Raw genomic sequence first — 23,966 nt, 5'->3', positions numbered from 1 at the left:
CATGGATTTGTATGGTTATAGAAATTATTTAGCTCTACTATCGACTCATTTTTGTCTCAGTGAATAGCGACGAGAGTGAAGATACTAAGACACCGATCGACGACGAGAGCGGGCCACCGAAGGACTGTGACTGCGATGGCCTCGATGGCTTCCCAGGCGATCCATCGTGAAAGCGAGACGGAAGGAACTGCCGAGCAAACCTGCGCTTCCGTTTTAGTCTATGTCTCGTCGAATCTCAGTGTCGCTAATTTGTCAAACAAACCCCAATCACAGAGTCAGATACCGATATATAATCGTTGAGCCAGTGAGCGTAAGCCACCCAGTACCAAACTTTGCGTGTCGAGCGCAAACAAGTTACTCACAAAAAAGATGGTGTCAGCTCGACAAGCGTGGGGGAATTGATTTCCCGCGGACTGCTATCCACTCCACGTTTCAAAACGGGACTACCAACATTCTCAGGTGGTTCGGACACGGAAATAGTGTACCGAGTGCGAGCCAGTAGATCGTACTCGGTGAACGTAGGAAGACGCTTGAAACTAATTCGCAAGCCATACGCTGATTTCCAGACTCTGTTGTCCTCTTCACCATAGACAAACCAGCAGGACGGGCTGCTGAAACGTTACTTCCCAATCATGGGTTTACAAACCGGATTGAATATCGGTATGTCAGTGTCGAATTCCTCGAGACGATTACCGCAGCTGAGTTTGACGACTAAGCTTCCACGAGCTCGATTCTTCATCGTAGCGGTGTACAGAAGACAGGAGGGTTTTGACGACACGATACCTACCCGTTGCTAATGGCGGATAAACCACTAGACAACACCACAGAACGCTCAACAGCGAGTGACGACGTTCCCCCCAGAGATCCACGCCTCAGACTCGAATTTCATTCCGATGATCTCGCAAAGCCATTTCGAGAGGCGTTCGATGAACCGGTAACAATTACAGTGAATTCTGTCGTCCAACTAGACGATGGGACTCACCTCCAGTACTGGACGGTCACTCACACCTCCCCCGATCGACTTTGCACAACAGTCGTAAACTTCCCAACTACTCTCGATGCCCGACTATTGAGCACGGTTGGCGATACCCATCGCCTTGAGGTTCACGGTGATACCTCGTCGTTGTTCTCAGCCTTCGATACATTCGATGGCGACACCAAAGCTGCCGTGTATGATGAGGATGGAGTCCATGTCGTCGCAGAATTTCCGTCGAGTGTTCAAACAGACATGGTTATCGATGCTGTTCACGACATCTATCCGGATCTCGATCTTGTTTCCTCTCACACAATTCAAACAGTCAATGTCTTTCGACACATCATCGAAGACCAGTTAACTGAACGACAATTGACCGCATTGCGGATCGCGTACTTCAGTGGGTACTACGGGCAACCCCGGATGAGTACGGGTGAGGAACTAGCAGAGAGGATGGGTATTTCAAAGCAAGCCTTTCATGAACATCTCCGAAAGGCATATGCAACAGTATTCGAACACCTCTTGGAGGACAGTGAATTTAGCATGGAGGTTGACCAGTAAAGTACCATTTTAATCTGCCAGCAAATCCATTTTGCTGGCAGTGAAATTGATGGACTCTTCTTCGGACCACCCAGACAAGCGATGTTCGCTTGACGAGCTATTCAAACTCCTGGCAGATAGACACCGCCGTCATATCCTTACGTACCTTGTTACACATGCCGATCAACCTGTGCCGCTCGAGGCACTCGCTGAACATCTCGAGAGACACACAGACACTGACCGAGAGCCCCTCGTGATTCGGCTCCATCATCTCCATCTGCCCAAACTCGCTGATCATGGCGTGATCGAGTACAATTCCTCACTGCAGCTCGTTTCGTACACGGAACATCCTCGTCTCGAAGCACTATTGCAGGCAGGACAGAGCCTCGGTGACGGTGGCATGAATCGGATGTGAACGAAACCAACTCGTAGCACTCTACGAATCTACGTCAGCAATGGAAACCGTTCGGTCAGAATGCACCGTAACGTGATACCCAATATACTCAAAGCTCACTTCCGGTGACCCATGCTGATAGAGCGCTTCGAGGGCATCTGGGTCAATCACCTCGTAGAGGGGCGTCGCAGGCTTCGTGCCATTCGCTTCAGTCACTGCCGTCACCACAGCAGCAGTGATCGACTCGGTGTCTGGACCTGTCGTTCGTATCGATAGCTCTGGCTGCGATGATGACGTGTTCTCCATACGCTCTGCTCAAGCAAGGTGTGCTAATAGTTTTTAGGGGCTACTCGGTAACATATCACACACTCTCCGAACAATCTCACTGAGTCGAACACCTCGTCTTCCCGATAACAGCCCCTGCCCACGCCTACCACCAACTCACTAGCATGTCACCCCCTTACAAACTCTCACCCTATGGACAGTCGGCCAGGCAGACACAGGGTGCCCACCCTGACGTCAAACACCCCGTCTTTCACGTGAAACCCAACAGCACAGACAACCAGCACCAGCCAGCCTGACAGTCCACTATTGCCACACCATAGTTCCGGAGTAACTCGGCGGTACACTACCGGAAGACGCCCTCTTCTTCCACAATCATTTGCGCTCTAACAGACAGCCCATCGACCCACTACCAATGACAGTCCTGCTACTACTTCACAGAAGACAATCCATTGGCCTCAACCAGTCCACTTCAAACTCGTTGTAGCACACTGGACAGTCCCTTCAGTCAACGCCGGATATGACCATCACCCGCAGGTACTAGGATGACTGTCCCACGGGCTGTACCACTACCAACGTCTGTTGTGCTGGTCAGGAACGGACAGCCAGAGTCCATTTTCGCAGAATAAGTTTCGTTAGTCGGGGCAAATCAGCATAGTACTCATTCAATCGAGTAAGTTCGACACGTTCCAATTCAGAGGTTCAAATTGGTTTCAGTGTGACTCGTTGGCGTAATAGATGTTGATACTTGAGCAACGACTGCTTCAACACTTGATTGTGAAAGAAGCGAGTTAACCTCGTCGTAGCAAAAAAATCGCTTGATTTGGGACGGTATCGTGTGTGGATTTGTCGTGCTATCTAATATTATCGTATTCTAAAAATAACTGTGGCTTCCACGCTATTTGTCATCACTATCATAAAGATAGACGATTCCTTCGTTCGTACTCAGTACTTGTTTGTCAAGTTCAACTGATATTCCCCGATCAGGCTCAATAATCGTATTTTTAGGAAAAATATAGGCAGGATCAAAACCTGTCTTGTTCGTTCTTCTATCTAATATTAAATATCACATGTTTTTCTTCTATATTAAACGGAAGCACGGGTAGTACAGGTTCACTTTCACTGCACTTGGCGCATTTATATGACGCTTGCTAGCCTATCTCTACTGGAGAGGTGTAGGCATGACATCATATCCTGAAACAGAAAATGCGGTCGAATCCAGGCAAAAAATCACTCCGAATCTCTGGTTCGATGACCAGGCAGTGGAAGCCGCAGAGTTTTATACCTCCGTGTTTGACAACGCGGAGATCAAGGGCACGACCCATTACCCGGATGCCGGGCAGGAAATAACCGGCAGGGAAGCCGGTAGCGTGATGACGGTTGCCTTCCAGGTTGAGGGGTTCTCGTTTGTCGCGCTCAACGGTGGGCCGGAGTTCAGTTTCAACCCGTCGATATCGTTTTTCGTGAGTCGAGAAACAAAAGAGGAAATCGATGAGTTATGGGCACGACTTGTTGATGGTGGGGAAGTGCTCATCCAGCTTGATGAACATCCATTCAGCGACTATTACGGCTGGGTGCAGGATCGATATGGTGTCACGTGGCAGCTCATTCTCCCCAGCAACGAAGGCGACTGGCGGCCGGATCTGGTGCCGTCCCTCATGTTTACACAGGACAACGTCAACAAAGCCGAGAAAGCTATCGACTTTTACACCAGTGTCTTCGCGGATACCGAACTGGGCCACCTGGAACGTTACCCGGAAGACACCGGTCCGGCCGAGAAAGGGGCGCTTGCCTTCGGAGATTTCAAAGTTGAGGACGTCTGGCTGGCTGTTATGGATACCGGCGTTGAACAGGACTTCGCGTTCAACGAAGCCATCTCCCTCATCGTCAACTGTGAAACCCAGGACGAAATCGACGAACTCTGGGACGCACTCAGCGCGGCACCCGAGGCCGAACAGTGTGGCTGGCTGAAGGACAAATACGGTGTCTCGTGGCAGATTACGCCGACGATGCTGAACGAGTTGCCGGACGACGACCCAGAGGCCAATGCGCGCATGATGGAGGCACTGCTGGAGATGAAGAAGCTCGACATTGCAGAACTGCAAACAGCATATGATGGTAACTAAGCTGCGTTAACCAAAGAACAATGTCAAAATCAAAAATCAACTTTACCGCTCAACTGGTTACAATCGGATCACGAACCGTCCTCAGGCTACCCGAGCACGCGAGTGAAAAGCTCCCATCTCGCGGCATGGTGATGGGCCGCGGAACCATCAACGGGTTCCACTTTCAGACCCCGCTTGAACCGGACGGTGAAGGAAGCCACTGGTTCGAGGTCGACAAAGCCATGCGTGAAAACGCTGGAGCAGACGTCGGCGACACTGTAACATTGGAGATTGAGCCGGTAAGTGACTGGCCGGAACCCACGGTGCCAGCGGACTTGGAGAATGCTTTTGCAGACCATCCAGAGGCACAGACTCTCTGGAATGATATCACAACGACAGCACGCTGGGAATATATCCGCTGGATCCGCTCCGCTAAAAAGTCCGAAACACGCGAGCGACGGATCGAGACTGCCTGTTCGAAACTGGAAGACGGTCAGCGCAGACCATGTTGTTTTGACAGCAGCTCCTGTACTGTTCCCGATATATCGAAGAGTGGAGTGCTGATTGAGCCGATGGAAAATCGCTGACCTGGAAAGCCGACGAACAACACGAATGGGAGCAATTCAGTTCCACCGTCCGGCACGAACTCATCCACGCGTGGCAGTACCACGAGTTCGGCGATGTGGATCACGGTTCGACGTTCGCCCGCTGGACAGACCGCTTCGACACCTCGCAGTGCTGCGAGCGGTTCGAATCGCCGATTGGCATAACGCCATCCGCGCGCGGAGCGTCTTGAGGCCGCGGAGGTCGGGGAGAATGGTGCCCCGATCAGGTTTTCGAGCACGAGCTGGCCGAACGCGTTGAGATTCCGATTGAACCGTCAGTGAATGAGTTAATAATTGACGAAACGAAGGAGTGATCGAGGAGTAATAGTCGTGATGAGGAATTGGCGTGAATGATCCTTGTTACCGATTGGATAAGGATTTTCCCCGCTGACATCGAGAAAGAGGTATGGACGGTATCCACGACCTTGGTGGGATGGACGGGTTCGGCGACTTCCCACTGGACGAACCCGACGATGCGTCGCCGTTTCACCACGATTGGGAGGGACGCGTCTACGCGCTGTTCGTCGCCGGTATCGCCAGTGGTGCGTTCAATTTGGACGAATTCCGCTACGCGCTCGAACAACACGACCCCGAATTTTATCTGGAGAAGCCGTACTACGAACGCTGGCTCACAGGTATTGAGTCGCTCCTCCTCAACGCTGGTGTCGTCGACCGTGACGAACTCGCAGACCGAGCAGCAGCGTTCGAGCGTGGGGAGGCCGAGATCTCCGACGAATCCGGTCCGTCGCTGGACGAGCTCACTGAGGGAGTTGCTGAGGTCTACCAATCGGAACGCGAACCGGAAGACCCCGTTTTTGAACCTGGTGATGAGGTTAGGGTTCACAATAATCATCCTAAGGGCCATACCCGGTGTCCGAGATACATTCGTGGCGTCCGGGGAACGATTCAGGCCCACCGGGGCACTCACGTGCTGCCAGACGCGAGTGCCCGCGGCGAGGATCACGCGGAACCACTCTACAACGTCAAATTCGACGCCGCCGACCTCTGGGGTGCCGACCACACCGATGCCGACACCGTCCACATCGAACTCTGGGAAAGCTACGTTATAGAACCATGACCGACACATCCAATTCCACCACTGAGACAAACGACCTTCGTGATCACGACCCCGAGGCCCGAGCCAGGGCACTCCAATCACTGCTGACCGAGAAGGGTTTGTTGAGCGCCGATGCCGTAGACGACGTGATTTCCACTTATGAGGAGGAGGTCGGCCCGTTGATCGGCGCGAAAGTAGTCGTGCGAGCTTGGACCGACCCCGAGTTCAAAGAGCGCCTCCTCGAGAACGGAATCGAGGCAGTGGCTCAACTTGACGTGGAGGTCAGCGACGAGGTGATGGAACTGCGAGTCGTCGAGAACACACCCGAGACGCACAATCTCGTGGTGTGTACGCTCTGTTCGTGCTATCCGTGGGCGGTCCTCGGACTCCCGCCGACCTGGTACAAAACGCCAGCTTACCGCTCGCGGGCCGTCGACGAACCCCGGACACTGCTCCGCGAGGAGTTCGACACCGAGATTTCCGACGATGTCGAGTTGGAAGTGTGGGATAGTAACTCCGAGATTCGGTATATGGTGTTACCCCAACGCCCGCCCGGAACCGACCGACTGAGCGAGACCGGACTCCGGGACCTCGTGACGCGCAACGCCATGTTAGGGGTGGAGCGGTTCGTATGACTGATTCCACGCCTGAACCCGGAGATGATGCACCAACGTTCGACGCCCCGTGGCAGGCTCGTGCATTTGCCCTCGCGGTTGCCCTTACCGACGAACAAGCCGATGAGACCCTCACGTGGCAGGAGTTCCAGACCCGTCTCGTCGAGGAAGTGAATGCCGACCGGGAGAACGGCGGACCGGAGGCGGTCTATTACCGCCAATGGCTAACCGCGCTCGAACGGTCGTTGGTCGAACGGGGGATTCTTGACTACGGTGATCTCACGGCCCGCGTCGCGGCGTTCGAAAACGGTGACCGAGACGGCCACGAGTTCGTTGAGGGAGATCCCCACGCCCACACAGACCGCCTGCCAGCCAGCCACGCCGAAGGAAATCATCATGACCATGGAACTACCGCGAATAGCGGCGATAGACAGCGACACTGAGGTTCAGGTCACAATGTTCTAATGTCGATGCCCCCGGGCTCATCGACGTCACCAACGAGAGCTACGAGACGCCCGCAGACCACCAGTACACTGTCTCCATCGACGACGTGACCGAGGAACTGATGGCCTGCACCTGCCCGCACCACGTCCACCGCAACGTCTCCTGCAAGCACATGGCCGCAGTCGAAACTCATCTCTGGTGGACGGTCTCGCAATGCTTTACTGCTCCCCACTCGTTAGTTCATTGAAACCGTGGTGTCTCTCCTGTTGGCACCCCAGTATGGCGCCCATGTGTCATCCCACCTCTGCCGTCACACGGGCATTCCGTGGGTACGTGCTACTGGTACCCCAGCTAGTGTACCAAGACTGGTTGACTGCGTGTCGCTCGTCGGCACCCCACTCCAGTGTGGATACTGGCACCCCTCATCGTCGCTTCGCGGGTTTCTCAGTATGTCCTGGCAGGGCAGACTGTCCACTTTTCTCGTCTATCACTGGCTCAAGGGTAATCACGGCCACACTCGCTTGTGTTGGCCATCATTCCACCTCTGCTGTCGGTGTGCTGTTGCTGTACTGTTGTAGCCTCCCTGCTGGACGGTTTCTTGTTGTGCGGTACACTGCTTGGTGCTCCTCATGGCGGCTTGCCGCTAGTGCTCTGTCGCTGTCCCGGCTGGTAGTGTGCTCTCTACTGTGGCCCCGTTGCTCGCACTGTTGGACTGTCCCCTTTGTCACTCTCCTGTTCTTCTCTGGATCCAGCACGGCCTGACTGTCCCACTGTCTCGCCCTCTGTGTCCCTCGTGTGACCTCGGTGGATTGTCCCCTCTTTCGGTGTCCTTCTTCCCCAGTTGTTCTGCATGGTGGACTGTCCTCTTCTTCGTGTCCTGGTTGTCGTCGAGGATTCGCTCTGGCAGACTGTCCGGCTGCTATTTCTCGGCTGTCTGCTCTGTCGCATCCTTGCTGATGCCCCTGCTGGTAGCCTGTTGGGGTGCCCTCTTTTCGCGTGTGTTGTTCATCATCTGTTTTATGATAGATTGGGGGTGCCCACTGGCTCTCGCTATCCTGGATTTGCCTGCTTTCGTCGCGGGTCTATTTACTCTGTATTCGGGGGCGGTAGTCCCCGCGTTGTGTCGCGCACACTCCTTTCCAGTTTCTGATAGAACTGAGGGTGTGCCCCCTTGCCGTTATTTTTTGGTGTTGTTTTCCGCTTCATGCACAGCTATCGGGAGTTGCTGATACAATTGGGTACAACCATAATATTATAGTTGTCTCAGTTCATTATCGTTGCGTGTGTGCAATTATGGAATCTGATACATCCAACTCCACAACGGACCTCACTCCCGACGAGATTGAGCAGAAGCTGAATCATGGCAGCCCCCACCGGCGCAACATCCTCGGGGTGTTTGACGCCGCTGAAACGGATCAACTCAATACCTCAACACTCCGACAACGTGCCGACATTCCCACCGGCAGCATGAGCCATCATCTGAAGACACTGGAACGGTGGGGGTTGGTCGAGGACACCGGGCGGCGAGAATACAGTGGCGGCGGTGGTCGCAAGGCACGGGTCTGGCAACTCACAACAGAGGGAGGGGCAATCATCGACGAGAATCCAGATGTTCTCTCTCCGCCTGCTGGAGCCGCAACAGCAGAGCGTGTGACCGCCTTAGAGAATCGGATCGAGGAATTAGAGCGAGAAACCCGCCAACGTCGTGAGACGATCATCGATATTCTCCAAGTGCTAACCACGACACATGACGATGCAACACAGCAAAAAGTAACTAAAATCGTGAATAACGCCGATCTATCGTAGTTCGTTGAGGGAGTCCGCCGCGTTCTCCTCTTTCTCACAGTTTCTCGACTATGATGGTCGCTCTCCGGAGACGATCGAGGTCGGTGGCATCACCCGAGAGCTAGATCTCATCATCGGTGGTCCGGAGAGTGATTATGATGGTGGTGAGAGCGAATTGCTCTATGCGTATCCCAACCAGGAATCCGATGACCCTGGGTTAGTATATAATACTAACCCTAGCACCTCAAATCCTGAATGAGCGCAACGGCTCTTTGCTACTATGATTGTCGCTCCTCGTTAGAAAACAGTAAATGCATGTCTATTACTCAGGCGATAGGCCGGCTACCACGCCAATCTCGCCAGAATGAGCGAGCAGTGACGAAGACGACGTATAACGACAAGAGGGCAATAGCGATGACAGGGATTCCAACAAGCACAAGTCCTACATCACCCATTCCCTCAGCAACGTAGGAGCCCATCTGTGCAAGTCGGAATGCAATGAGTCCTCCAACGAATGCAATGATACGGACGACTGCTGATTGGTTATCGATCCACGTTCCGAGCGTACTGATTCGATTTTGAATCATGAGATCACATACGCAATCTTACATCATAAGGTAGTATGCGAGTCGAAGGCTCCGCCACTCCGTTCGTGAACGAGGACTCGCTGTTCGGCGACCACCATCACGAAACCGTCGTTGATGAGGTCACTGACGACCTGTCGCGCAGTCTCTCCTCAATGCCACCGTTGAGAACCGAGCCGCGTTTCGGTCTTGGACGATAAATTCTGGTTTCGAATCGCTCGTGATCACCGATGGTGTCGTCGATTGCGTCTGAATCTGCGATGAAAATCACGCTCTGGGGCTTTGCTTTCAGGCGTATCCGTATCGTCCGATGCTAAGCTGCCGTATTTGCAGACTTTGTCTGTTGGCGACGGTCAAAACGCCTATTCGTCCCACAGTGTTGTAATTCGCTGTTCAATCTCGTCGAGAACGAACGTCAAGACGTCGCGATGATCGGTTGGCCACGACGCATCCTCGCCAAGCGTCGGAATAGTGGGTGGTGGATGGAAATGATCTCGAGTATTGTGCGGGTTCCGATGGCGATCCCAGCGACACTCCCAGGCGCTATCGGCGTGCACTTCTCGATAGTGAATTTTGAAGTCGTCGTTCGTGTACCACCGGACAGCGAGCGTCGCCTCATCTACCAACATTGGATAATACGGCTGGGCGAACGTAACGCGGAGTTCGAGATGTCCGTTGGCATCAGTGATGACTGCCTGTTCGACTTGCTGTGTGGCGATGAGCCTGGTCTGTAGAAACTCGAGGATTGGTCGGTCGATGGGCGCAGGACTGCCCCCATCACCAGTTGGCGGTACCATTGCTATCCTGAAGCTTGTTCGTGGTCGGCGGTACCCGCACGTTGCTGGCGTGCTCGTTCATAGCGTGTTCTCTCTTCGCGAGCAGTCATCCAGTCGGCGAGATCACTGTACACGTCATCGATCGACGTGTCGACACTCGTCTCGGCAACGGCGAGTGCATCAACGTCTGCCGGGGTCGCAGCGTCATACTCGTCTTCGTAACTTTTGATCGTTGTCGTTAATGTACGCACGTGCTGCTGGAGTTCCTCAAGCGAATGGCGTGCCGCGAGCTGATTGATGCGTCGCCACTCGAAATAGGCGTCATTGCGTTCGTAGGTGACTGGATGCCCGTCGTGTTGGGTGACGATTCCGAGATCCACGAACCAACTGAGATATTTCCGGGCAGTCTTTGGGTCACAGTCGGTTCGGTCTGCAATTGCACTCGCTGCTACAGGCTCGCGTGTCTGGAGGATGGTTCCATAGATTTTTTGTTCGACATCGTCGCCGCTGAATGCGTCCTCGATGGGGGGTGGCCCGTCGGTGGGTGAATTGGCCATATTGGGTGTTCGAGCTAGCAGGATATAGTTCTTACTTCAAGGAACTATTTCCCTTCTGATGGAGAGGGGGCACTGTCTAGTTTAGCTCCTCTTCGACAGGCGTTCGGTTGTTGAGCGATTGATGCGGTCGCTGATGGTTATAGTAATGTGAAAACTGTTCAAGCCACTGCTGGACGCTGGGCTGACTGCCCACTCACGACGTATGAAAGCGGTCGATGCGCTGTTTGAGCGTGTGAAACCACTTTTCGATCAGGTTTCGCTCGGTATAGTCAAGGTGACCGCTCAACCCAATTCGGAAGAGGGCAGTCCGATAGCCGTAGCCATCAACGAGAAACACAGCGTCCGAGAGATCGTGTTTCTCGACCAATCCAGACAGAAATGAAGCCGCTTGATCGGTCCCATGCTGATCAAACACGTCGATACCGAGCAGCAGTTTTGTTTCAGTGTCTATTGCAGCGTACACCCAAAACCACTCGCCGTTGATTTTGACAGCGGTTTCGTCCACCGCGACCCGCGTCGGCGCAGCCGACGGCGGGTCTGAGACGCTATCAGCGAGCCGATGTACCCACTGAAAAATTGCCTGGTGTGAGCGTTTTACGCCGAATGGTCGAAGAATTGCTTTTGTCTCTCTGAGCGAACAACCGGTCGCATGGAGGCGGACGGCGAACGCCCTGACGGGCGTCGCCGTCCGCTCGTTCTCCCAACATTCAAGATTCGCCGTCTCTAACGTTTCACTGAGCAGTTCTTGGTTGAGCATAGACACCAAAACCACGGAACTGCTCACTTCTTAAACTGGCCTAACTAGACAGTGCCGGGCTGGACAACAAGGCCGACAGTCACGAATTACACGAAGATTATGATGGTCAATTTTGTGAGATATAGAGGGGAGTATACGCCGGAAGTGGAAGTGAAAGTGGAAGTGGAAATGAAAACAGAGGCCTTGTTGAAACCCTCAGCAAGTGAGAGGAGCCGCGTGCTGAATAGAGAGCGTAGACGATGGGGTTCTACCACGGAATAACTATTTAAAGGAATTTGATTATCGCAATACTATTGAAAAGAAGACCAATGAAACGAAACGCAATTCCACCCGTTTCACGCGAATGTGAGACATCCATAATTGGGCCAAAACGCCGACCAAAGCAGATATCCTTTGCAAATACGAAGAAAAAACACCGAGTACGAACGGAGCGATATATTCAACGGACATGTTACTCACATATTGATATGCTGTTAGCGGCATAATCTTTGAGTCTCCACTTGTTGACTAGACACCACGAACTCAACAACCAGTGAAGAGAGTATGAACGATATGTGCCATATATTCAGCACGACCGCTGAAATCGATCACCGTTTGAGGGTTTCAACAAGGCCAAAACAGATGAAAAGTGGTGTGGGGGACAGTCCCTCAAAAGCGGGATTTCTACAGACTGGTGTGACGATGAAGGGATAGTCCATTGCGAGTGAAGTAATGGCTGGTCGTTGCTCGTCAGCGAGTGGTTCCAGCAGCCTCACGGGTCGTGGTACGTCGATCTTTCACCCACCCACCGATGGCACCAGCGATGGCCCCGGGAATCGCCTGGACAACCAGAACCAACAGGCCAAGTGCGAGTCCTGTAAATGCCGGGAACAGACCGGCAAACAGGGCACCGAGCACAGCCCACACGATGAGGAGGACGACTGCTCCAATGACCGTGGCGAGTCCACCGTGCACAGCGCCACGTTCGCCACCACTAACCATGTAGCCGGCGACGAACCCACCGATGAGGCCAGGGAGCGCCTGAATCAGTCCTGACATCGCCGTAACTGGGACGAACCAGACGACGAGTAGTCCGAGGATGAACGCGGTCAGAAATCCGTTAAGTACAGCCTTCCAGTTTATCTCCATGGTCACTATAGGGTAGGCGACCAGTAATGATAAATAATGTACAAAAACATCTGTCTTGTTAGCGACTCTTATTTTCCATTTTTGTGTTAGTATCTTGTTAGCACTGCCAACTGTCTCGTGGCGGTGTCACAACCGCGCCCATCCCGAGGCGAGTCATCGCCCACCGGTTTCCACGGCAGGCTCTCTCCCCACGGGTTTATGCGACGTGCGATATTCGCACTCGCGTTGATGTCTGCTTGGAACGTCGATACGTGGCAGTCCGGGTTCTTGCACTTGAACTCGGCTTGTCGAGGCCGATACCCGATGCGCTGGCACGAGTGACACGTCTTCGAGGTGTACTGCGGGTGAACGTACCGCACCGGAATCCCCGCACCTCGTGCTTTGTCCTCGATACGTCCCTGCAAGCGGGCGAACGCCCATGCGTGCAGGCGTCGGTTCATGTACTTCCCGTAGTCCAGCGACTCGCGGATGTACGCCAAGTCCTCCATCACGATGACGGGATTCTCGAACTGTTTGGCGTACTCAACGGACTCACGAGACACCTTCTCAATGATGTCCGTGAGACGGTTCTGATAGTACGAGAAGCGTTCTTCGACGCGCCATTCAGAAGCGTCTCGCTCTTGGAGACGCTTGAGGGTCGTGTACATCTTCTTACAGTGGTTCAAGGAGAACGCCCACGGCTTCAGCCGTGGGATGAATCCGACAGTGGCCGAAACCACCATGTCGGTTCGTTCCGTCGGGTGTGCTACCGAGTCCGAGGTAAGGATATGCACGCCACGGTGGCGGTAAATGAGCCCGCTATCTCGGTCGGGGGCCGTACTGGCACGGCCCACAACCCCACCGTCTCGGACGAGTGGGGAACCTCTCCGTCGTGGGCACGGTCTATGACCGTGGAACCCCACGACTGAAGTCGTGGGAGGATGTCAGGGAGTCGTTTAGCTTCCTTCCCGTTGATGAGCAACGGTTTGGTAGGTATGTCGTGCTGGAGGGCACAGCCCGTGACCAGCATCGACTCGCCAATATCGAAGCCCACCCGAGTCGTAGTCTCGGGCATCTCCGTCGTGACTTCAACCTCGTATTCGACGGTGACGTGGAGCGTCCACGTCTTGCGGTGTTTCTGCAAGCGAAGTTCGCCAACTTCCGTACTCGATTCGTCATCGAGGAGGTCGTCCCACAGTTCCTCTTGTTCAGAGTTCAGTCGGAGTGGAATCCAGAAGTTGGTTCCGCGACCGGGCTGGGGAACGTTCCAACAAATCTCGTACTCGCGTGAGGAGTCGTGGTCGAACTTCCCTGCTCGATTCACGAATCGAAGCGGGTGTTCGTTGTCTAACTCCTGCGCGTTTTACGTGTTGTGGAGTTTCGGGACGTAGGATTTGAGGGCGTCTTTCGCTTGGTACGGCAGGTTGTACGAAGTCACCACATCGTTCGTGGCACTCATCGTCGTACAGTCTTGCTCGAAGGCGTCGTGGAGTGCGTCTCGGTATTCGGACAGCGTTTGCTGGAGGCGTTGCTCTTTGCACCGCGTGGGTGGTGCGAGCGTGGCTTCCAGCGTTTTATTCGCTGTCTGAGTCGTTGACATCGTAGCCTTCGGATTCGAGTGCTTTGCGAAGGAGTTCGGGGTACGCGCGTGAGTGGCGTATCCCGTTGTCGCGGGCGTATTCCTTCACGGCTTCGTGAAGTGGCCCGCCTCGCTCCATGTCGAAGTCTGCTCTCATCCATCAAAGCGTAAGTTAAAGACAACGGGTGGCATTCGGGTCGAGCATCGGAGCGTGGTTAGTGTGGGAGTTGTCGGATTCCCTCCCTGTAGGAAGATGAATACCGTTCAATCCTCATCCGTCTCGCCCATCCGTTGCTCAACGAATGTCGCGAACTCGTTGGCGAACGCCTCCACCTCCTCCCAGTCGGTGTACTCGACGTCGGCCAGGGGATTTTCTCCCGACGACTCCACTCGGGCGACGAATTTAACCAGCGCACGCATCAGGAACCCATACTCTGAAAACCGCAGCGCACCCCCAAAGAGGCCAATCCGATCCGGATGCCAGTTCGTGGCCTCGATGAACTCATCGACGTACCGCGCTGCCTCCGCCGCACCCTCCTCGGTTCCCTCCCCGGATGATCCGGAGACCTGGAAGAAGCCGTTCGGCTTTCTCGCCAAGACGTCCTGGTTGGCTCTGACGAACTTGCGGATCGCCTTTTGCTGTTTGCCCATGTGGATCGACGCCCCGACCAGTACGGCGTCGAAGTCGTCGATGCCAAGGCTGTGGTCAATCTCCTTTACGTTCACTGTCGTCGTCTCGTGGTCGCGAGCTCTGAGTTCGGCGTCGATTCGCTCGGCCACTTTCGCGGTCTGTCCCTCACCAGTCCCGAAAATAGTGATGATCCCCGCCATAGATCACATACGGCTCCATCGACCAAAAATAGAGTCCTCTTTTTGAGACTAGAACCTGTTTTTGATTGAAAATGGGATATTCGTTAGCAGTTGAGTTCTAGAAGCGGGATTCGAGAGGATGTGACCTCGCTCGATACATCTTGGCGCCGCTGAACACGGCCCGAAAGGAATCGGTCGCGGACGTCATCGACCGTTGGAGAGTGGAGTCAGCGGCCCGATCGGGATCAAGGATGCCACACCTTGACGGACGTGGTGTCTCATTCTTCGGTTTCGGGCAGAAACCGTGGCAGGAACGACGATGCAACGAGCATGAGCTGTACGAACAGTACGAGGAGGAGCAGTGCCGCCTGCTGTGCGTCGAACATCGCATCCGCAAAGATACCTTCGAGTAATTGTCGTTGTGGAGGCGTGAGTTGGGTCAGGAACTGCTGCTGCGTGGCTTCGGTCGCTGTCTCTACCGCATCTTCGAGCGCGATCACCAACTCGTACCGCTGCTCCATCGAGATCGTCACCTCCTGCGTTCGCAGGACGCCGGACGCCTCGGCGTAGTTCGCGGTCGGGACAGCGGACAACGTCAGATTCACTATCTTTTTGCGAGGAGAGAATCCCGCCGTTTACGGCGGTGAGGATGTCACTTACTAAATGATTCAATAAATCCGCAATGAGGGCACTCGATTCCGTATTTTTCGTCACTCGTCCATTGGAGTGCAGTTTGGTTACACGACGGACAATTCACCGGTTTGTAATCTATATCTTCCAATTCATCTGCATTAATATGCCTTAATTTCTCTATATCAACATCCTCTAATTCAGCCTTATCAGATTCTTCTCCCATGATGTTTGACCCCTGCTCTGGCATCGGTCTTTTAAATCAAAAGTATGTGCATAATTTATACTAATATTTTAACAATAATTAGCCTCTACTCCGCTTCTCCAATACGCCTGTGTTGCGCCTCTGCCAGCCCTAAAAACGATAAATTATCCACTTACGGTGTCTCTCATTCAATCTCAGAATAGCAGGACGTAAAATTCGAACCACGAATTCCGTATAAATTGAGACGCGGGTACCGGGGTGGTTGAACTTCCGCTTACGGAATTAGGACGATGCTCACTTCGATCTACAGTGCTTCCAGTCGACGGTGTTAGCCGAGCGCACTCACTCGTGCTACTCTCTTGTCATCCTCGTTGTGTCGACAGCGTTCAGAATAATCAAACGATGGTACTACGATTACCATTGGAGAATGGGCGACTTTTGTATATTTTGAAACATAAAGACATAACTTTTGAAATCTCTAAATAGAATGGGCTTTAAGATTTTTTATTATTATACCAAAATTGGTTATAACTATTGATTACTTCCTAAGTATTGATTTCAGGCTGTTCATACCAAGGTATGATTCGATTTTCACATACTGCACTATGGTAGAAACTAATGAACGCAGTGAAAATATCAATTGAAGATGGCATCTCAAAAGGATTGCGGCAGCCGACATGGGCGCCGGAGTTCTTTCGAGCATTTTCGGCCGCGCACGTACCGCCTCGAATGGCTCCTGTGACTTATGCAGTATCTTCGAGGCGTGTGGCGACTGCGAGTAGCACTTCGAGGTTAGTCCCTCCTCGATAGCGCACAGTGTGTTTCTGCGGGTCGTAGTCAATAACGCTGAAGTCAGCAAGTTTTGGTAGATGGATTTGGATGAGAGACAGTCGTGCGTGTCTGAGTGTGGTAATCTCGGTGACTTTCTCGTAGACGTGTTCAACAATCTCGGCTAGTTCGGCGACGTCAGTGTCTCGCATGGTAAAATAGTGAAGGACGGCCCGCCGCCGGTCATCCGCGAGCAGCATGCAAACGGTTCCTACTGAGTGACGGGGGGTTGATGTGTGGCCGGTGGAGGATGGAATCATGGGCTATTTGTGGGATTATTAAGTGGGATTGTCACCAAACTCTTTTGACGTACGGTTGCCCTCTCGCAGGGGTGGCTCTCAATATGCTTTACTACTATTCCAATGTTTTGCACCATATATTTATGCTTTATTTTTATAATATTGATATATATTTGTTACAGTCGTCCCCATTGACTGTTAGCGAGGTAAATCAGAAGGAAACAGTGCCGACTCCGTTTATCCGTCAAAAAACCACACTTCGGCCTACTGTGAACAACTGTCTGTCCAATCAAGGTTGTCCCCGAGGTCGGATGTTGTTGCTCGACTCTGAATGGAGGCTTCCACTACCGATGTATTGTTTCTCTCATCTGGCGCATACTGGAAGCAGGTGGTCGAAGTCCGGCCGTTCATCACCCGATCCAAGAACGAAGAAGTTGGAGAAATAGACATACTCATAGTCAAGTGTCGAACCGGCTGGGTACGTTGTAGTGAACAATTTCCCATCTGCCATGACAGGCGTTCCGGCAGCAGGTGGGTTTTCGGGTGACGTTTCGAGATCGCTGCTGTCGAGCAAATACGCCCACTTTCGGATACCGGTCTCCAAGTCAATCGCGTAGATGACTCCTCGCCCACTCCAGCGGTTCGAACCTGGCGTATACTGGCCACCGATGTACACTGTCTCACCAGCTACAGTCGGACTGCTGAAGTATGACCCATTCAATTCTGCCGTCCACACGGATGCTCCTGTTTCAGAATTGAGTGCCTGTACGACGGTCGTCCCGTTGTTCTCTTCAAGGAACAGTGCATGGTCGTCTGTGACCGCGAGCTGTCCATCCCACCCGTTACTGTCAGATTCATGCGTCCAATTGACTGTTCCATCGTCTATTGACCGCGCTGACACGCGTACATTACTATCGTCTCCGACAATGTACTCGGTTTGGATGTAGTATACCATATCGTCGTTAACCGCAGGACTTCCGAGTGGGGGTTTGTCGTCGGCCACACGCCACATCACTGAACCATCGTCAGCGTTTAGTGCAGTTCCATCAGCGAAAAAGACGGTACCGTCTCCATAGCACAGTGCGCCGCCACCGCCGCCGTTCGCTATGCCACCGACACTGTCCGTTCTCCAGACAGTACTGCCCGTTGCTGGATCAAGCGCGTACGCGCCATGTTCGTTCAGTGTATACACGTGACGCTCCGTAACGACGGGGGATCCCCATTCCTGGGTGGCGGCTCGACGCCATTCCGTCTCACCGGTTTCGGCATTGAGAGCATAAAAGCCACCTGCGTCCGAAGTTTCCAATACGCTTGTGGCGAAATAGAGCATTCCATCGTCGAACACGGGCGTCTGTGGCGCAGGCAAATCTGTTCGTTTCCACTGCTGATTGCCAGTCTCGATGTCAAACGCGGCAACATACCCCTTGCTTCTGGATGTGTCCGTCTGCACGCCGAGATATATCGTCTCGTCGGCGACGACCGGCTCGACGTTGTACATGCTGCCGTCCAAGTCCATTTCCCAGTCGGTCGTCGCGTATGGTGTCGGGCCGTCATCAGTGATTACGCCCGTTTGCCCCGGGGTCGCCCGAAAAGATGTCCACCCAGTGGATGGTTGCCGACAGCCATCTGGCTTCCGTGCAACGGCGCTGGCTCCGCCATAGCCCATGATGCCCATCGTAAGTCCAATCGTCTTTAGGAACGTTCGCCGACCATTTCGACCATTTCGACCATTCCTCGTGTGTTGTTTCTCACTCATATGATACAATGCTAAAACAAGCTACTCCCATATTGTTATAGGCAACCTATCTCCTAAATGTATGCGAACAGATATAGTACCTTTATACTCATGTCGTTCTGGGGTAACCTTCAAGAATGGAGAGGCCTGAAGCTAAAAAGCCTATTCACGACTGCTACGGTGGTTTTTAGACGGGGATCAGCTTCTAGATCGATCGGAAGGAAGGAAAGCTATCAACCAGACAAAAGTGATACATCATAACGATAGGAATTTAATGAATCTTGGCGGTAATCATCTTTTACTGCAGTTTGGGTTGTGACGTGAATCTCTGTATTTGTAATCAGGCTCTTCATAACAATTTACTGGCCGAAATATAGTTAAATCATGGTTTTGAGTAAAACCATTGGCCGAGAAACGAAGACACGTTGGACGCACATTCGGTGGATCAGCAGGAGTCTCGATGACGAGAACGCACAACCAGCCGTGTCCATCCTTGCCACACGGGTCGCCGATTTCAGGCACAAAATCCAGTCGCAGGAGGGGATGTGAATGCCGACGTATGACATCGTTGAGCAGGGTGCGGACGATACCGGCACCAGCGCCATCGATCCGATTCTTACGGATCTCATCGGCAGCAACACGACGATCATTTTCCCGCCGGGAACCTACCGACTCAACGAACTCGTCATTCAATCCGGCACTGACGACCTCGAACTGATCGCCCCGGACGGCGCGCGTCTCATCCCTGGCCGGTTCGGTGATAAAGTCCGGTGGATCGACGTGTACTCGAACGGGTTCGTGCTGGATGGGTTCGAGCTCGACATGCGGAACGTTACCGTGCCGCCGTTCGTCCGGATGAACTCTAGCGCGGGCAACTGGGAACTTCGTCGATTAATCACTCGCGGACGGGTTCGGGCAGCCACCGACACGAACATCGGGTCAAACGATTCGAGCGATGCACGGACGTACTTTCGGTTATCGTCGGCAGCAGACACCCGGGGGCTCTTACAGGATTGTTACTTTCACGAGGGGTCGTGCGCGCCGACGGAAGCGAGCAACCGCCGAGCGATCCTGGTTGAGTCTGGGAAGGGTTCGCTCACGTTCAACCGCTGTTGGTTCGAGCATTGGGGTGAGAACACGATTTATGCGAAGAAACCCGAAGGGAGGCTTCGCATCTTCAATTGTTTCGTTCGCAACACGCAAAACGGGATGCGACTCGGTGGCAACACCGCTGTTCGAAATTGTGTGTCGATCAAAAACGACGAGCACCCAATACAGACTTGGTCGGGGGGGTCGCTCCAACGTGGCGTAAATGCTGAAGCCACCGACCCTGCGAATCCGTCCGCGGGCATTGACACCTACAACGGCACGCTCACCATCGCAGATAGCGACTTCTATCACCGTTACCTGGACACCAGTTGCGGCGGAGCAATCACGGCACCGACACCGTGTCAGCGCATCAATGTGCAAAACGTCCGCATCAGCTACGATTCCAGGAAAAATCATGATGCCATCTACACGTATGAGGGGCGGATGAGCGACGGCACACCCGCGAATCTCGAATACTTCCAACTCGAGGACGTCCACGTCACTAACGATCACGATACTGAGTATGGTATCTTCATTGGACAGGTTCCAGACACGTGGGGGACTGTCTCCGGCATTATCGGTGGGAGCGGGCCGCAGACCAACTCCTCGTTCATCCGAAATCGAATGACGACCAACGGTAATCCGACCCCACCGGATACAACGCCGCCATTGCCGAGTCCACCACCACTCGGGGAGGTTCCGATGATGCCGTCACAGCTCGTCCGTATCGATAACACGGGCAATAACTCACCGACAACCTACCAAATCACCGCTGGCGAGTACGTCCTCCCGGCAGGCAACGACGGTGCGACGATAACTATGGCGTGGGGGCCGGACGGCGAGCCGAGACGGCCGCCGAATTCAGCGGTAGCCACTGGAACGGTTCCAGCAGGAAGTGTGTACGCCTTTTACGTGACCGGCGGCATTGTCTCGACTGAGGCGAACGGCCCGGCAATCTGGACCGTCGATGGAGAACCATACAATCCGGGTACTGAAAATGTCCTCGCGACGAACACCATTTCTAGTAACCAGCCAAGCAGAAACGTGTGGCAGCAGGCCGATTCAGTCGTCCAACCGACTGATATCGCCATCGCAAAGCCACTCTCGTACAATGGTGGTCAACCGACGCACGTCCGCCTGCGGAATATCGCTGACGGCGACTTCGAGTATAAACTTGAAGAATGGGCGTATCTCGACGGTTCACACATCACTGAGACGTTCCACTCACTCGTCACGAGACCGGGTGAGCGCGAGTTGCAACTTGGCGATGGTACGTCCTATCGGGTGAAAGCCGGAACGGAATCCGTTCGAGAAGACTTTGTTACCGTTTCACTCGACGATTTCTTTGGCACGGGGACACCCGTCGTCCTTGCCCAGTCGCAGACATTCAATGGGAGCCAACCAATCATCTCTCGACTGAAGAATATCTCAAGCAGTTCATTCGAGGTACGTCTCCAAGAAGAGGAGGCCTTTGATGATGGGCATACGAACGAGACAGTCGGGTACGTTGCGCTCCAACAAACGACGGGCCAGCTTGATGGCACACCGTTCGAGGTACAGCGAACTGGGGCAACCGTCACTAATGAATGGACTCGTATCACCTTCCAACAAGAGTATGAAATACCACGGTTCATTGGGGATCTGCAGACATTCAATGGCCCCGATACGGCAAATCTCCGATATCGAAACCTCTCCGGAACGGGTGTTGAGGTCAAAGTCGAAGAGGAACAAAGCGCCGACGCTGAAACGGCTCATACCGCAGAAGTGGTCGGGTACGCTGTCTTCGAGGGGGCGACACTGATAGCGAACACTCTCTCTAACGACCAGCCAAGCAGAAACGTGTGGCAGCAGGCCGATTCGGTCGCACGACCGACTGATGTCGCCATCGCAAAGCCACTCTCATATAATGGCGGTCAACCGTGTCACACCCGCCTCCGAAACGGTGACGGCGACTTCGAGTATAAACTTGAAGAATGGGCGTATCTCGACGGTTCACACATCACTGAGACGTTCCACACACTCGCCATGCAACCAGGTGAACGTGAGTTACAACTCGGCGATGGTTCTTCATATCAGGTGAAAGCTGGTACCGTAGCAGCCCAAACTGAGTTCATTACCGTTTCACTCGACGACTTCTTTGGCACGGAAACACCCATCGTCCTCGCCCAATCACAGTCGTTCAATGGAAGCGACCCAATCATCACACGATTACAGCGTGTCTCGAGTGGTTCGTTCGATGTACGAGTCCAAGAAGAGGAGGCCTTTGATAATGGGCATAAGAACGAGACAGTCGGGTACGTTGCGCTTCAACCTTTCACAGGGCAACTCAATGGTACACCATTCGAGGTACAGCGAACCAGCGGGATCACCGATCAGTGGTCTCGTATCACCTTCCAACAAGAATACGACACTCCAAAGTTCGTTGCGAGCATGCAGACGTTCAACGGCCCCGATACGGCATCACTCCGGTATCGGAACCTCTCCGGAACGGGTGTCGATGTCAAGGTCGAAGAAGAGCAAAGCGCCGACGATGAAACGGCTCATACCGCAGAAGTGGTCGGGTACGCTGTCTTCGAGAACTCCGTATAAGACTCGGTATATTGACTTCCTTTCACGTGCTATATTTCGGGAGGCATGTGGCACACCGTGAATCACCCCACCCTCACGGGACGAGGTTTCCTGTTTCGACGACGTGACGTGCAGACACGGACTTGAAGTGAGTCATGTCCGTAGCGGTCACAGTCTCCACAGACGTTAATCCGTGTCCGCGAGCTGAGAACTTAGCGACTACTCTACGCGCATGAGAGGTATTGAGGAACAGGACGCCCCTTCTTTGCACATTCGCACTCCTATCAAAACAGTCACTTCAGGTATTCGATCATGCAGAGAACGAAATGACCATGCTGAACTCATCCTCTCTATTCAGCACGACGCTTCTGACAGGAACTGGGTAGATCACAGGCGACGTGCAAGATCCAAGGCGCATCTCTTTCATCCCATCCCCACTGGCTGGTGCGTTCATGGTGCGAACCTAACACGAGGAGTCAGCCATTTGAATCTCGTCATCCTCACCAAATCCGATGTTTATATCGATCTCCTCATCCATCGGTTGTGTCTCGCGTTCCATACAATCCATAGTTGCGTTGATGGTTCGTTCCTCCGATCCATTGAGGAACAAGATGACAGAATATGATACCCCAGAAGGGATGTTCGAGACTGCCTTCTCCTCTATGTGTATGTATGGATCAGCACTGCTGGCAGCGGGCAGTTGATACGTCTGCTCAAACATCACTCGTCCGTAGAATTGTATCTTGATTCGCGCGTTGTAGGCTGTACTCGTGTAATTGCGGAGCCTGAATCCGATTGTCCCGACAAGTGATGACGCACAGCCAGAAAGTCCAGTGAGAACAGAGAGACTCCCAAGGTGGAGAATTTGTCGGCGTGACAATTTGGTCGGCATATATTACCCAGCTTAGACGAGAATTAAAGCTTTTTTGGAAAATATACCCTCCCTATTCAGCACGCCACTTTTGACAGATATTGGGTAGTTCGTTGAGTCGCTGCAAGATACAGGGCGCGTATCTTTCATCCCACACCTACTGGCTAGTGCGTTCGTGGTGCATTTCTCGGAGTTGGATGTCAGTCGTAGAGGCCGAGATGGAGGGCGTCACGGTCGAGGAAGTGTCCGAGCGGGATACGTCGAAGTCGTGTTCGTGCTGTGGGCGGAAGCGTGACGCGAACCGTGTTGAGCGCGGACTGTACGTCTGTGACGAGTGTGGGACGGTGGCGAACGCTGATGTGAACGGTGCTGAGAACATCCGACAGAAAGTATCTCCGAGTCCCGTCACGGATGGCGGTGATAGGAGTAACGGCTGGTTGGCACAGCCTTCGACGTTCTTGTTTGACAAGGAGACTGGTGCGTTCGCACCTCAAGAACAGGTCACGTCGTAAACCACAATATCCCAACGCGGGAATCCTCGCCCTTCAGGGCGGGGAGGATGTCAAGGGACTCCTACACGGTCGAAGTCCGTGTCGCTGGCTGGTCACCCACTGACGACTCGTCTGCGCACGTCCCGGTCGTCCTGCAAACACCAGCGAACGATGATCCATTCACACGAAAGACGAGCTGGCGCAGGCCTAATGCATTCACCCAAACAACCGCCTACATGGCGCCGAACACGAACGGCAATATAGAGGTGACACTCCCGCCAGCCTCCATTGCGAAACTCGATACTGGTAAGGGCGCATCTTGGAAGTCGAATCAACGATGA

At 53.4% G+C, this 23,966-nt stretch carries 24 protein-coding genes and 5 pseudogenes; 13 read left to right on the top strand and 16 right to left on the bottom strand.

Going from position 1 to position 23,966, the window contains the following annotated elements; all coding sequences use genetic code 11:
* Positions 1–565 precede the first annotated feature (565 nt).
* The 3 genes and pseudogenes from ACR3FE_RS27795 to ACR3FE_RS18170 form a co-directional block, all read left to right on the top strand.
* Positions 566–715 (top strand): annotated as a pseudogene (locus ACR3FE_RS27795) (PIN domain-containing protein); the annotation flags it as partial.
* An 81-nt stretch (positions 716–796) separates the two neighbouring features.
* Complete coding sequence (locus ACR3FE_RS18175) at positions 797–1,534, top strand: helix-turn-helix domain-containing protein (RefSeq protein WP_458208830.1); 738 nt, start codon at positions 797–799, stop codon at positions 1,532–1,534.
* 49 nt (positions 1,535–1,583) lie between these two features.
* The gene (locus ACR3FE_RS18170; RefSeq protein ID WP_458208828.1) at positions 1,584–1,928 is read left to right on the top strand and encodes a DUF7344 domain-containing protein; all 345 of its coding nucleotides are present in this window, start codon (positions 1,584–1,586) and stop codon (positions 1,926–1,928) included.
* A 21-nt stretch (positions 1,929–1,949) separates the two neighbouring features.
* Here ACR3FE_RS18170 and ACR3FE_RS18165 read toward each other — a convergent pair whose 3' ends face one another.
* A complete protein-coding gene (locus tag ACR3FE_RS18165; protein WP_458208826.1) occupies positions 1,950–2,213 on the bottom strand; it encodes a HalOD1 output domain-containing protein in 264 nt (87 codons plus the stop codon).
* A 1,157-nt stretch (positions 2,214–3,370) separates the two neighbouring features.
* On the opposite strand from ACR3FE_RS18165, the gene ACR3FE_RS18160 reads away from it, so the two are divergent.
* The 6 genes from ACR3FE_RS18160 to ACR3FE_RS18135 all read left to right on the top strand — a co-directional run bounded on the left by ACR3FE_RS18160 (position 3,371) and on the right by ACR3FE_RS18135 (position 7,013).
* Positions 3,371–4,315, top strand: coding sequence for a VOC family protein (locus ACR3FE_RS18160; RefSeq protein ID WP_458208824.1), 945 nt, complete (start codon positions 3,371–3,373; stop codon positions 4,313–4,315).
* A 20-nt stretch (positions 4,316–4,335) separates the two neighbouring features.
* On the top strand, positions 4,336–4,881 hold the full coding sequence (locus tag ACR3FE_RS18155; protein ID WP_458208823.1) for a YdeI/OmpD-associated family protein: 546 nt from the start codon (positions 4,336–4,338) through the stop codon (positions 4,879–4,881).
* Positions 4,878–5,090 carry a SprT-like domain-containing protein gene (locus ACR3FE_RS18150; protein WP_458208971.1) on the top strand — a complete coding sequence of 71 codons (213 nt, stop codon included), beginning with the start codon at positions 4,878–4,880 and terminating at the stop codon, positions 5,088–5,090. The genes ACR3FE_RS18155 and ACR3FE_RS18150 overlap by 4 nt, the downstream gene beginning before the upstream one ends.
* Before the next feature lie 215 nt (positions 5,091–5,305).
* Entirely contained in the window at positions 5,306–5,977 is a 672-nt protein-coding gene (nthB, locus tag ACR3FE_RS18145) for a nitrile hydratase subunit beta (protein WP_458208821.1), read from the top strand.
* Positions 5,974–6,591: a nitrile hydratase subunit alpha gene (nthA, locus tag ACR3FE_RS18140; protein ID WP_458208819.1), complete on the top strand. Its 618-nt coding sequence runs from the start codon at positions 5,974–5,976 to the stop codon at positions 6,589–6,591. Before nthB ends, nthA begins: the two co-directional genes overlap by 4 nt.
* Positions 6,588–7,013, top strand: a complete 426-nt coding sequence (locus tag ACR3FE_RS18135; protein ID WP_458208818.1) for a nitrile hydratase accessory protein — start codon at positions 6,588–6,590, stop codon at positions 7,011–7,013. The genes nthA and ACR3FE_RS18135 overlap by 4 nt, the downstream gene beginning before the upstream one ends.
* Before the next feature lie 8 nt (positions 7,014–7,021).
* Here the strand turns inward: ACR3FE_RS18135 and ACR3FE_RS18130 are convergent, their stop codons facing one another.
* Positions 7,022–7,228 (bottom strand): hypothetical protein, encoded by a 207-nt coding sequence (locus ACR3FE_RS18130; protein ID WP_458208816.1) that lies wholly within the window; start codon positions 7,226–7,228, stop codon positions 7,022–7,024.
* Between the two features lie 1,079 nt (positions 7,229–8,307).
* Between ACR3FE_RS18130 and ACR3FE_RS18125 the strand changes: the two genes are divergently transcribed.
* Entirely contained in the window at positions 8,308–8,820 is a 513-nt protein-coding gene (locus ACR3FE_RS18125; RefSeq protein WP_458208814.1) for a helix-turn-helix domain-containing protein, read from the top strand.
* A 589-nt stretch (positions 8,821–9,409) separates the two neighbouring features.
* Here the strand turns inward: ACR3FE_RS18125 and ACR3FE_RS27790 are convergent.
* From ACR3FE_RS27790 to ACR3FE_RS18065, 13 genes and pseudogenes are all read right to left on the bottom strand, one after another.
* Positions 9,410–9,484, bottom strand: coding sequence for a hypothetical protein (locus tag ACR3FE_RS27790; protein WP_472850188.1), 75 nt, complete (start codon positions 9,482–9,484; stop codon positions 9,410–9,412).
* Between the two features lie 261 nt (positions 9,485–9,745).
* Positions 9,746–10,180 carry a toxin-antitoxin system TumE family protein gene (locus ACR3FE_RS18120; RefSeq protein ID WP_458208813.1) on the bottom strand — a complete coding sequence of 145 codons (435 nt, stop codon included), beginning with the start codon at positions 10,178–10,180 and terminating at the stop codon, positions 9,746–9,748.
* A gap of 2 nt (positions 10,181–10,182) precedes the next feature.
* Positions 10,183–10,716 (bottom strand): DUF7342 family protein, encoded by a 534-nt coding sequence (locus ACR3FE_RS18115; protein WP_458208811.1) that lies wholly within the window; start codon positions 10,714–10,716, stop codon positions 10,183–10,185.
* Positions 10,717–10,792: 76 nt separating this feature from the next.
* A pseudogene (locus tag ACR3FE_RS18110) lies at positions 10,793–11,473 on the bottom strand (IS6 family transposase).
* A gap of 729 nt (positions 11,474–12,202) precedes the next feature.
* Positions 12,203–12,601, bottom strand: coding sequence for a DUF5518 domain-containing protein (locus ACR3FE_RS18105; protein WP_458208970.1), 399 nt, complete (start codon positions 12,599–12,601; stop codon positions 12,203–12,205).
* Positions 12,602–12,687: 86 nt separating this feature from the next.
* Positions 12,688–13,254, bottom strand: a pseudogene (locus ACR3FE_RS18100) (RNA-guided endonuclease TnpB family protein); the annotation flags it as partial.
* A gap of 192 nt (positions 13,255–13,446) precedes the next feature.
* Positions 13,447–14,180: pseudogene (locus ACR3FE_RS18095) on the bottom strand (RNA-guided endonuclease TnpB family protein); the annotation flags it as partial.
* A complete protein-coding gene (locus ACR3FE_RS18090; protein WP_458208810.1) occupies positions 14,155–14,316 on the bottom strand; it encodes a hypothetical protein in 162 nt (53 codons plus the stop codon). The gene ACR3FE_RS18090 and the pseudogene ACR3FE_RS18095, both read right to left, overlap by 26 nt.
* Before the next feature lie 107 nt (positions 14,317–14,423).
* Positions 14,424–14,990 (bottom strand): flavodoxin domain-containing protein, encoded by a 567-nt coding sequence (locus tag ACR3FE_RS18085; protein ID WP_458208809.1) that lies wholly within the window; start codon positions 14,988–14,990, stop codon positions 14,424–14,426.
* Between the two features lie 257 nt (positions 14,991–15,247).
* Positions 15,248–15,574 carry a hypothetical protein gene (locus ACR3FE_RS18080; protein WP_458208808.1) on the bottom strand — a complete coding sequence of 109 codons (327 nt, stop codon included), beginning with the start codon at positions 15,572–15,574 and terminating at the stop codon, positions 15,248–15,250.
* A 47-nt stretch (positions 15,575–15,621) separates the two neighbouring features.
* Entirely contained in the window at positions 15,622–15,849 is a 228-nt protein-coding gene (locus ACR3FE_RS18075) for a hypothetical protein (RefSeq protein ID WP_458208807.1), read from the bottom strand.
* Positions 15,850–16,547: 698 nt separating this feature from the next.
* Positions 16,548–16,832 carry a DUF7344 domain-containing protein gene (locus ACR3FE_RS18070; RefSeq protein ID WP_458208806.1) on the bottom strand — a complete coding sequence of 95 codons (285 nt, stop codon included), beginning with the start codon at positions 16,830–16,832 and terminating at the stop codon, positions 16,548–16,550.
* Positions 16,833–17,235: 403 nt separating this feature from the next.
* The gene (locus ACR3FE_RS18065; protein ID WP_458208805.1) at positions 17,236–18,369 is read right to left on the bottom strand and encodes an outer membrane protein assembly factor BamB family protein; all 1,134 of its coding nucleotides are present in this window, start codon (positions 18,367–18,369) and stop codon (positions 17,236–17,238) included.
* Positions 18,370–19,155: 786 nt separating this feature from the next.
* On the opposite strand from ACR3FE_RS18065, the gene ACR3FE_RS18060 reads away from it, so the two are divergent.
* Positions 19,156–22,284, top strand: coding sequence for a hypothetical protein (locus ACR3FE_RS18060; RefSeq protein ID WP_458208804.1), 3,129 nt, complete (start codon positions 19,156–19,158; stop codon positions 22,282–22,284).
* Positions 22,285–22,726: 442 nt separating this feature from the next.
* On the opposite strand, the gene ACR3FE_RS18055 is transcribed toward ACR3FE_RS18060, so the two are convergent.
* Positions 22,727–22,984 (bottom strand): hypothetical protein, encoded by a 258-nt coding sequence (locus ACR3FE_RS18055; protein WP_458208803.1) that lies wholly within the window; start codon positions 22,982–22,984, stop codon positions 22,727–22,729.
* A 359-nt stretch (positions 22,985–23,343) separates the two neighbouring features.
* On the opposite strand from ACR3FE_RS18055, the pseudogene ACR3FE_RS18050 reads away from it, so the two are divergent.
* Both ACR3FE_RS18050 and ACR3FE_RS18045 read left to right on the top strand, forming a co-directional pair.
* Positions 23,344–23,646, top strand: a pseudogene (locus ACR3FE_RS18050) (transposase); the annotation flags it as partial.
* Between the two features lie 47 nt (positions 23,647–23,693).
* Entirely contained in the window at positions 23,694–23,966 is a 273-nt protein-coding gene (locus tag ACR3FE_RS18045) for a hypothetical protein (protein WP_458208802.1), read from the top strand.

This window comes from Haladaptatus rarus (genome assembly GCF_054177585.1).
The sequence above is the reverse complement of the archived record's forward strand: the minus strand, read 5'-3'. Positions and strand labels throughout refer to the sequence as shown.

What these genes read in the sequence shown, in the direction of transcription:
- ACR3FE_RS18175 (WP_458208830.1), top strand. Translation starts at nt 797, where the DNA reads ATGGCGGATAAACCACTAGACAACACCACAGAACGCTCAACAGCGAGT.
- ACR3FE_RS18170 (WP_458208828.1), top strand. Translation starts at nt 1,584, where the DNA reads ATGGACTCTTCTTCGGACCACCCAGACAAGCGATGTTCGCTTGACGAG.
- ACR3FE_RS18165 (WP_458208826.1), bottom strand. Translation starts at nt 2,213, where the DNA reads ATGGAGAACACGTCATCATCGCAGCCAGAGCTATCGATACGAACGACA.
- ACR3FE_RS18160 (WP_458208824.1), top strand. Translation starts at nt 3,371, where the DNA reads ATGACATCATATCCTGAAACAGAAAATGCGGTCGAATCCAGGCAAAAA.
- ACR3FE_RS18155 (WP_458208823.1), top strand. Translation starts at nt 4,336, where the DNA reads ATGTCAAAATCAAAAATCAACTTTACCGCTCAACTGGTTACAATCGGA.
- nthB (WP_458208821.1), top strand. Translation starts at nt 5,306, where the DNA reads ATGGACGGTATCCACGACCTTGGTGGGATGGACGGGTTCGGCGACTTC.
- nthA (WP_458208819.1), top strand. Translation starts at nt 5,974, where the DNA reads ATGACCGACACATCCAATTCCACCACTGAGACAAACGACCTTCGTGAT.
- ACR3FE_RS18135 (WP_458208818.1), top strand. Translation starts at nt 6,588, where the DNA reads ATGACTGATTCCACGCCTGAACCCGGAGATGATGCACCAACGTTCGAC.
- ACR3FE_RS18125 (WP_458208814.1), top strand. Translation starts at nt 8,308, where the DNA reads ATGGAATCTGATACATCCAACTCCACAACGGACCTCACTCCCGACGAG.
- ACR3FE_RS18120 (WP_458208813.1), bottom strand. Translation starts at nt 10,180, where the DNA reads ATGGTACCGCCAACTGGTGATGGGGGCAGTCCTGCGCCCATCGACCGA.
- ACR3FE_RS18115 (WP_458208811.1), bottom strand. Translation starts at nt 10,716, where the DNA reads ATGGCCAATTCACCCACCGACGGGCCACCCCCCATCGAGGACGCATTC.
- ACR3FE_RS18105 (WP_458208970.1), bottom strand. Translation starts at nt 12,601, where the DNA reads ATGGAGATAAACTGGAAGGCTGTACTTAACGGATTTCTGACCGCGTTC.
- ACR3FE_RS18090 (WP_458208810.1), bottom strand. Translation starts at nt 14,316, where the DNA reads ATGAGAGCAGACTTCGACATGGAGCGAGGCGGGCCACTTCACGAAGCC.
- ACR3FE_RS18085 (WP_458208809.1), bottom strand. Translation starts at nt 14,990, where the DNA reads ATGGCGGGGATCATCACTATTTTCGGGACTGGTGAGGGACAGACCGCG.
- ACR3FE_RS18075 (WP_458208807.1), bottom strand. Translation starts at nt 15,849, where the DNA reads ATGCCAGAGCAGGGGTCAAACATCATGGGAGAAGAATCTGATAAGGCT.
- ACR3FE_RS18070 (WP_458208806.1), bottom strand. Translation starts at nt 16,832, where the DNA reads ATGCTGCTCGCGGATGACCGGCGGCGGGCCGTCCTTCACTATTTTACC.
- ACR3FE_RS18065 (WP_458208805.1), bottom strand. Translation starts at nt 18,369, where the DNA reads ATGTACAACGTCGAGCCGGTCGTCGCCGACGAGACGATATATCTCGGC.
- ACR3FE_RS18060 (WP_458208804.1), top strand. Translation starts at nt 19,156, where the DNA reads ATGCCGACGTATGACATCGTTGAGCAGGGTGCGGACGATACCGGCACC.
- ACR3FE_RS18055 (WP_458208803.1), bottom strand. Translation starts at nt 22,984, where the DNA reads ATGTTTGAGCAGACGTATCAACTGCCCGCTGCCAGCAGTGCTGATCCA.
- ACR3FE_RS18045 (WP_458208802.1), top strand. Translation starts at nt 23,694, where the DNA reads ATGTCAAGGGACTCCTACACGGTCGAAGTCCGTGTCGCTGGCTGGTCA.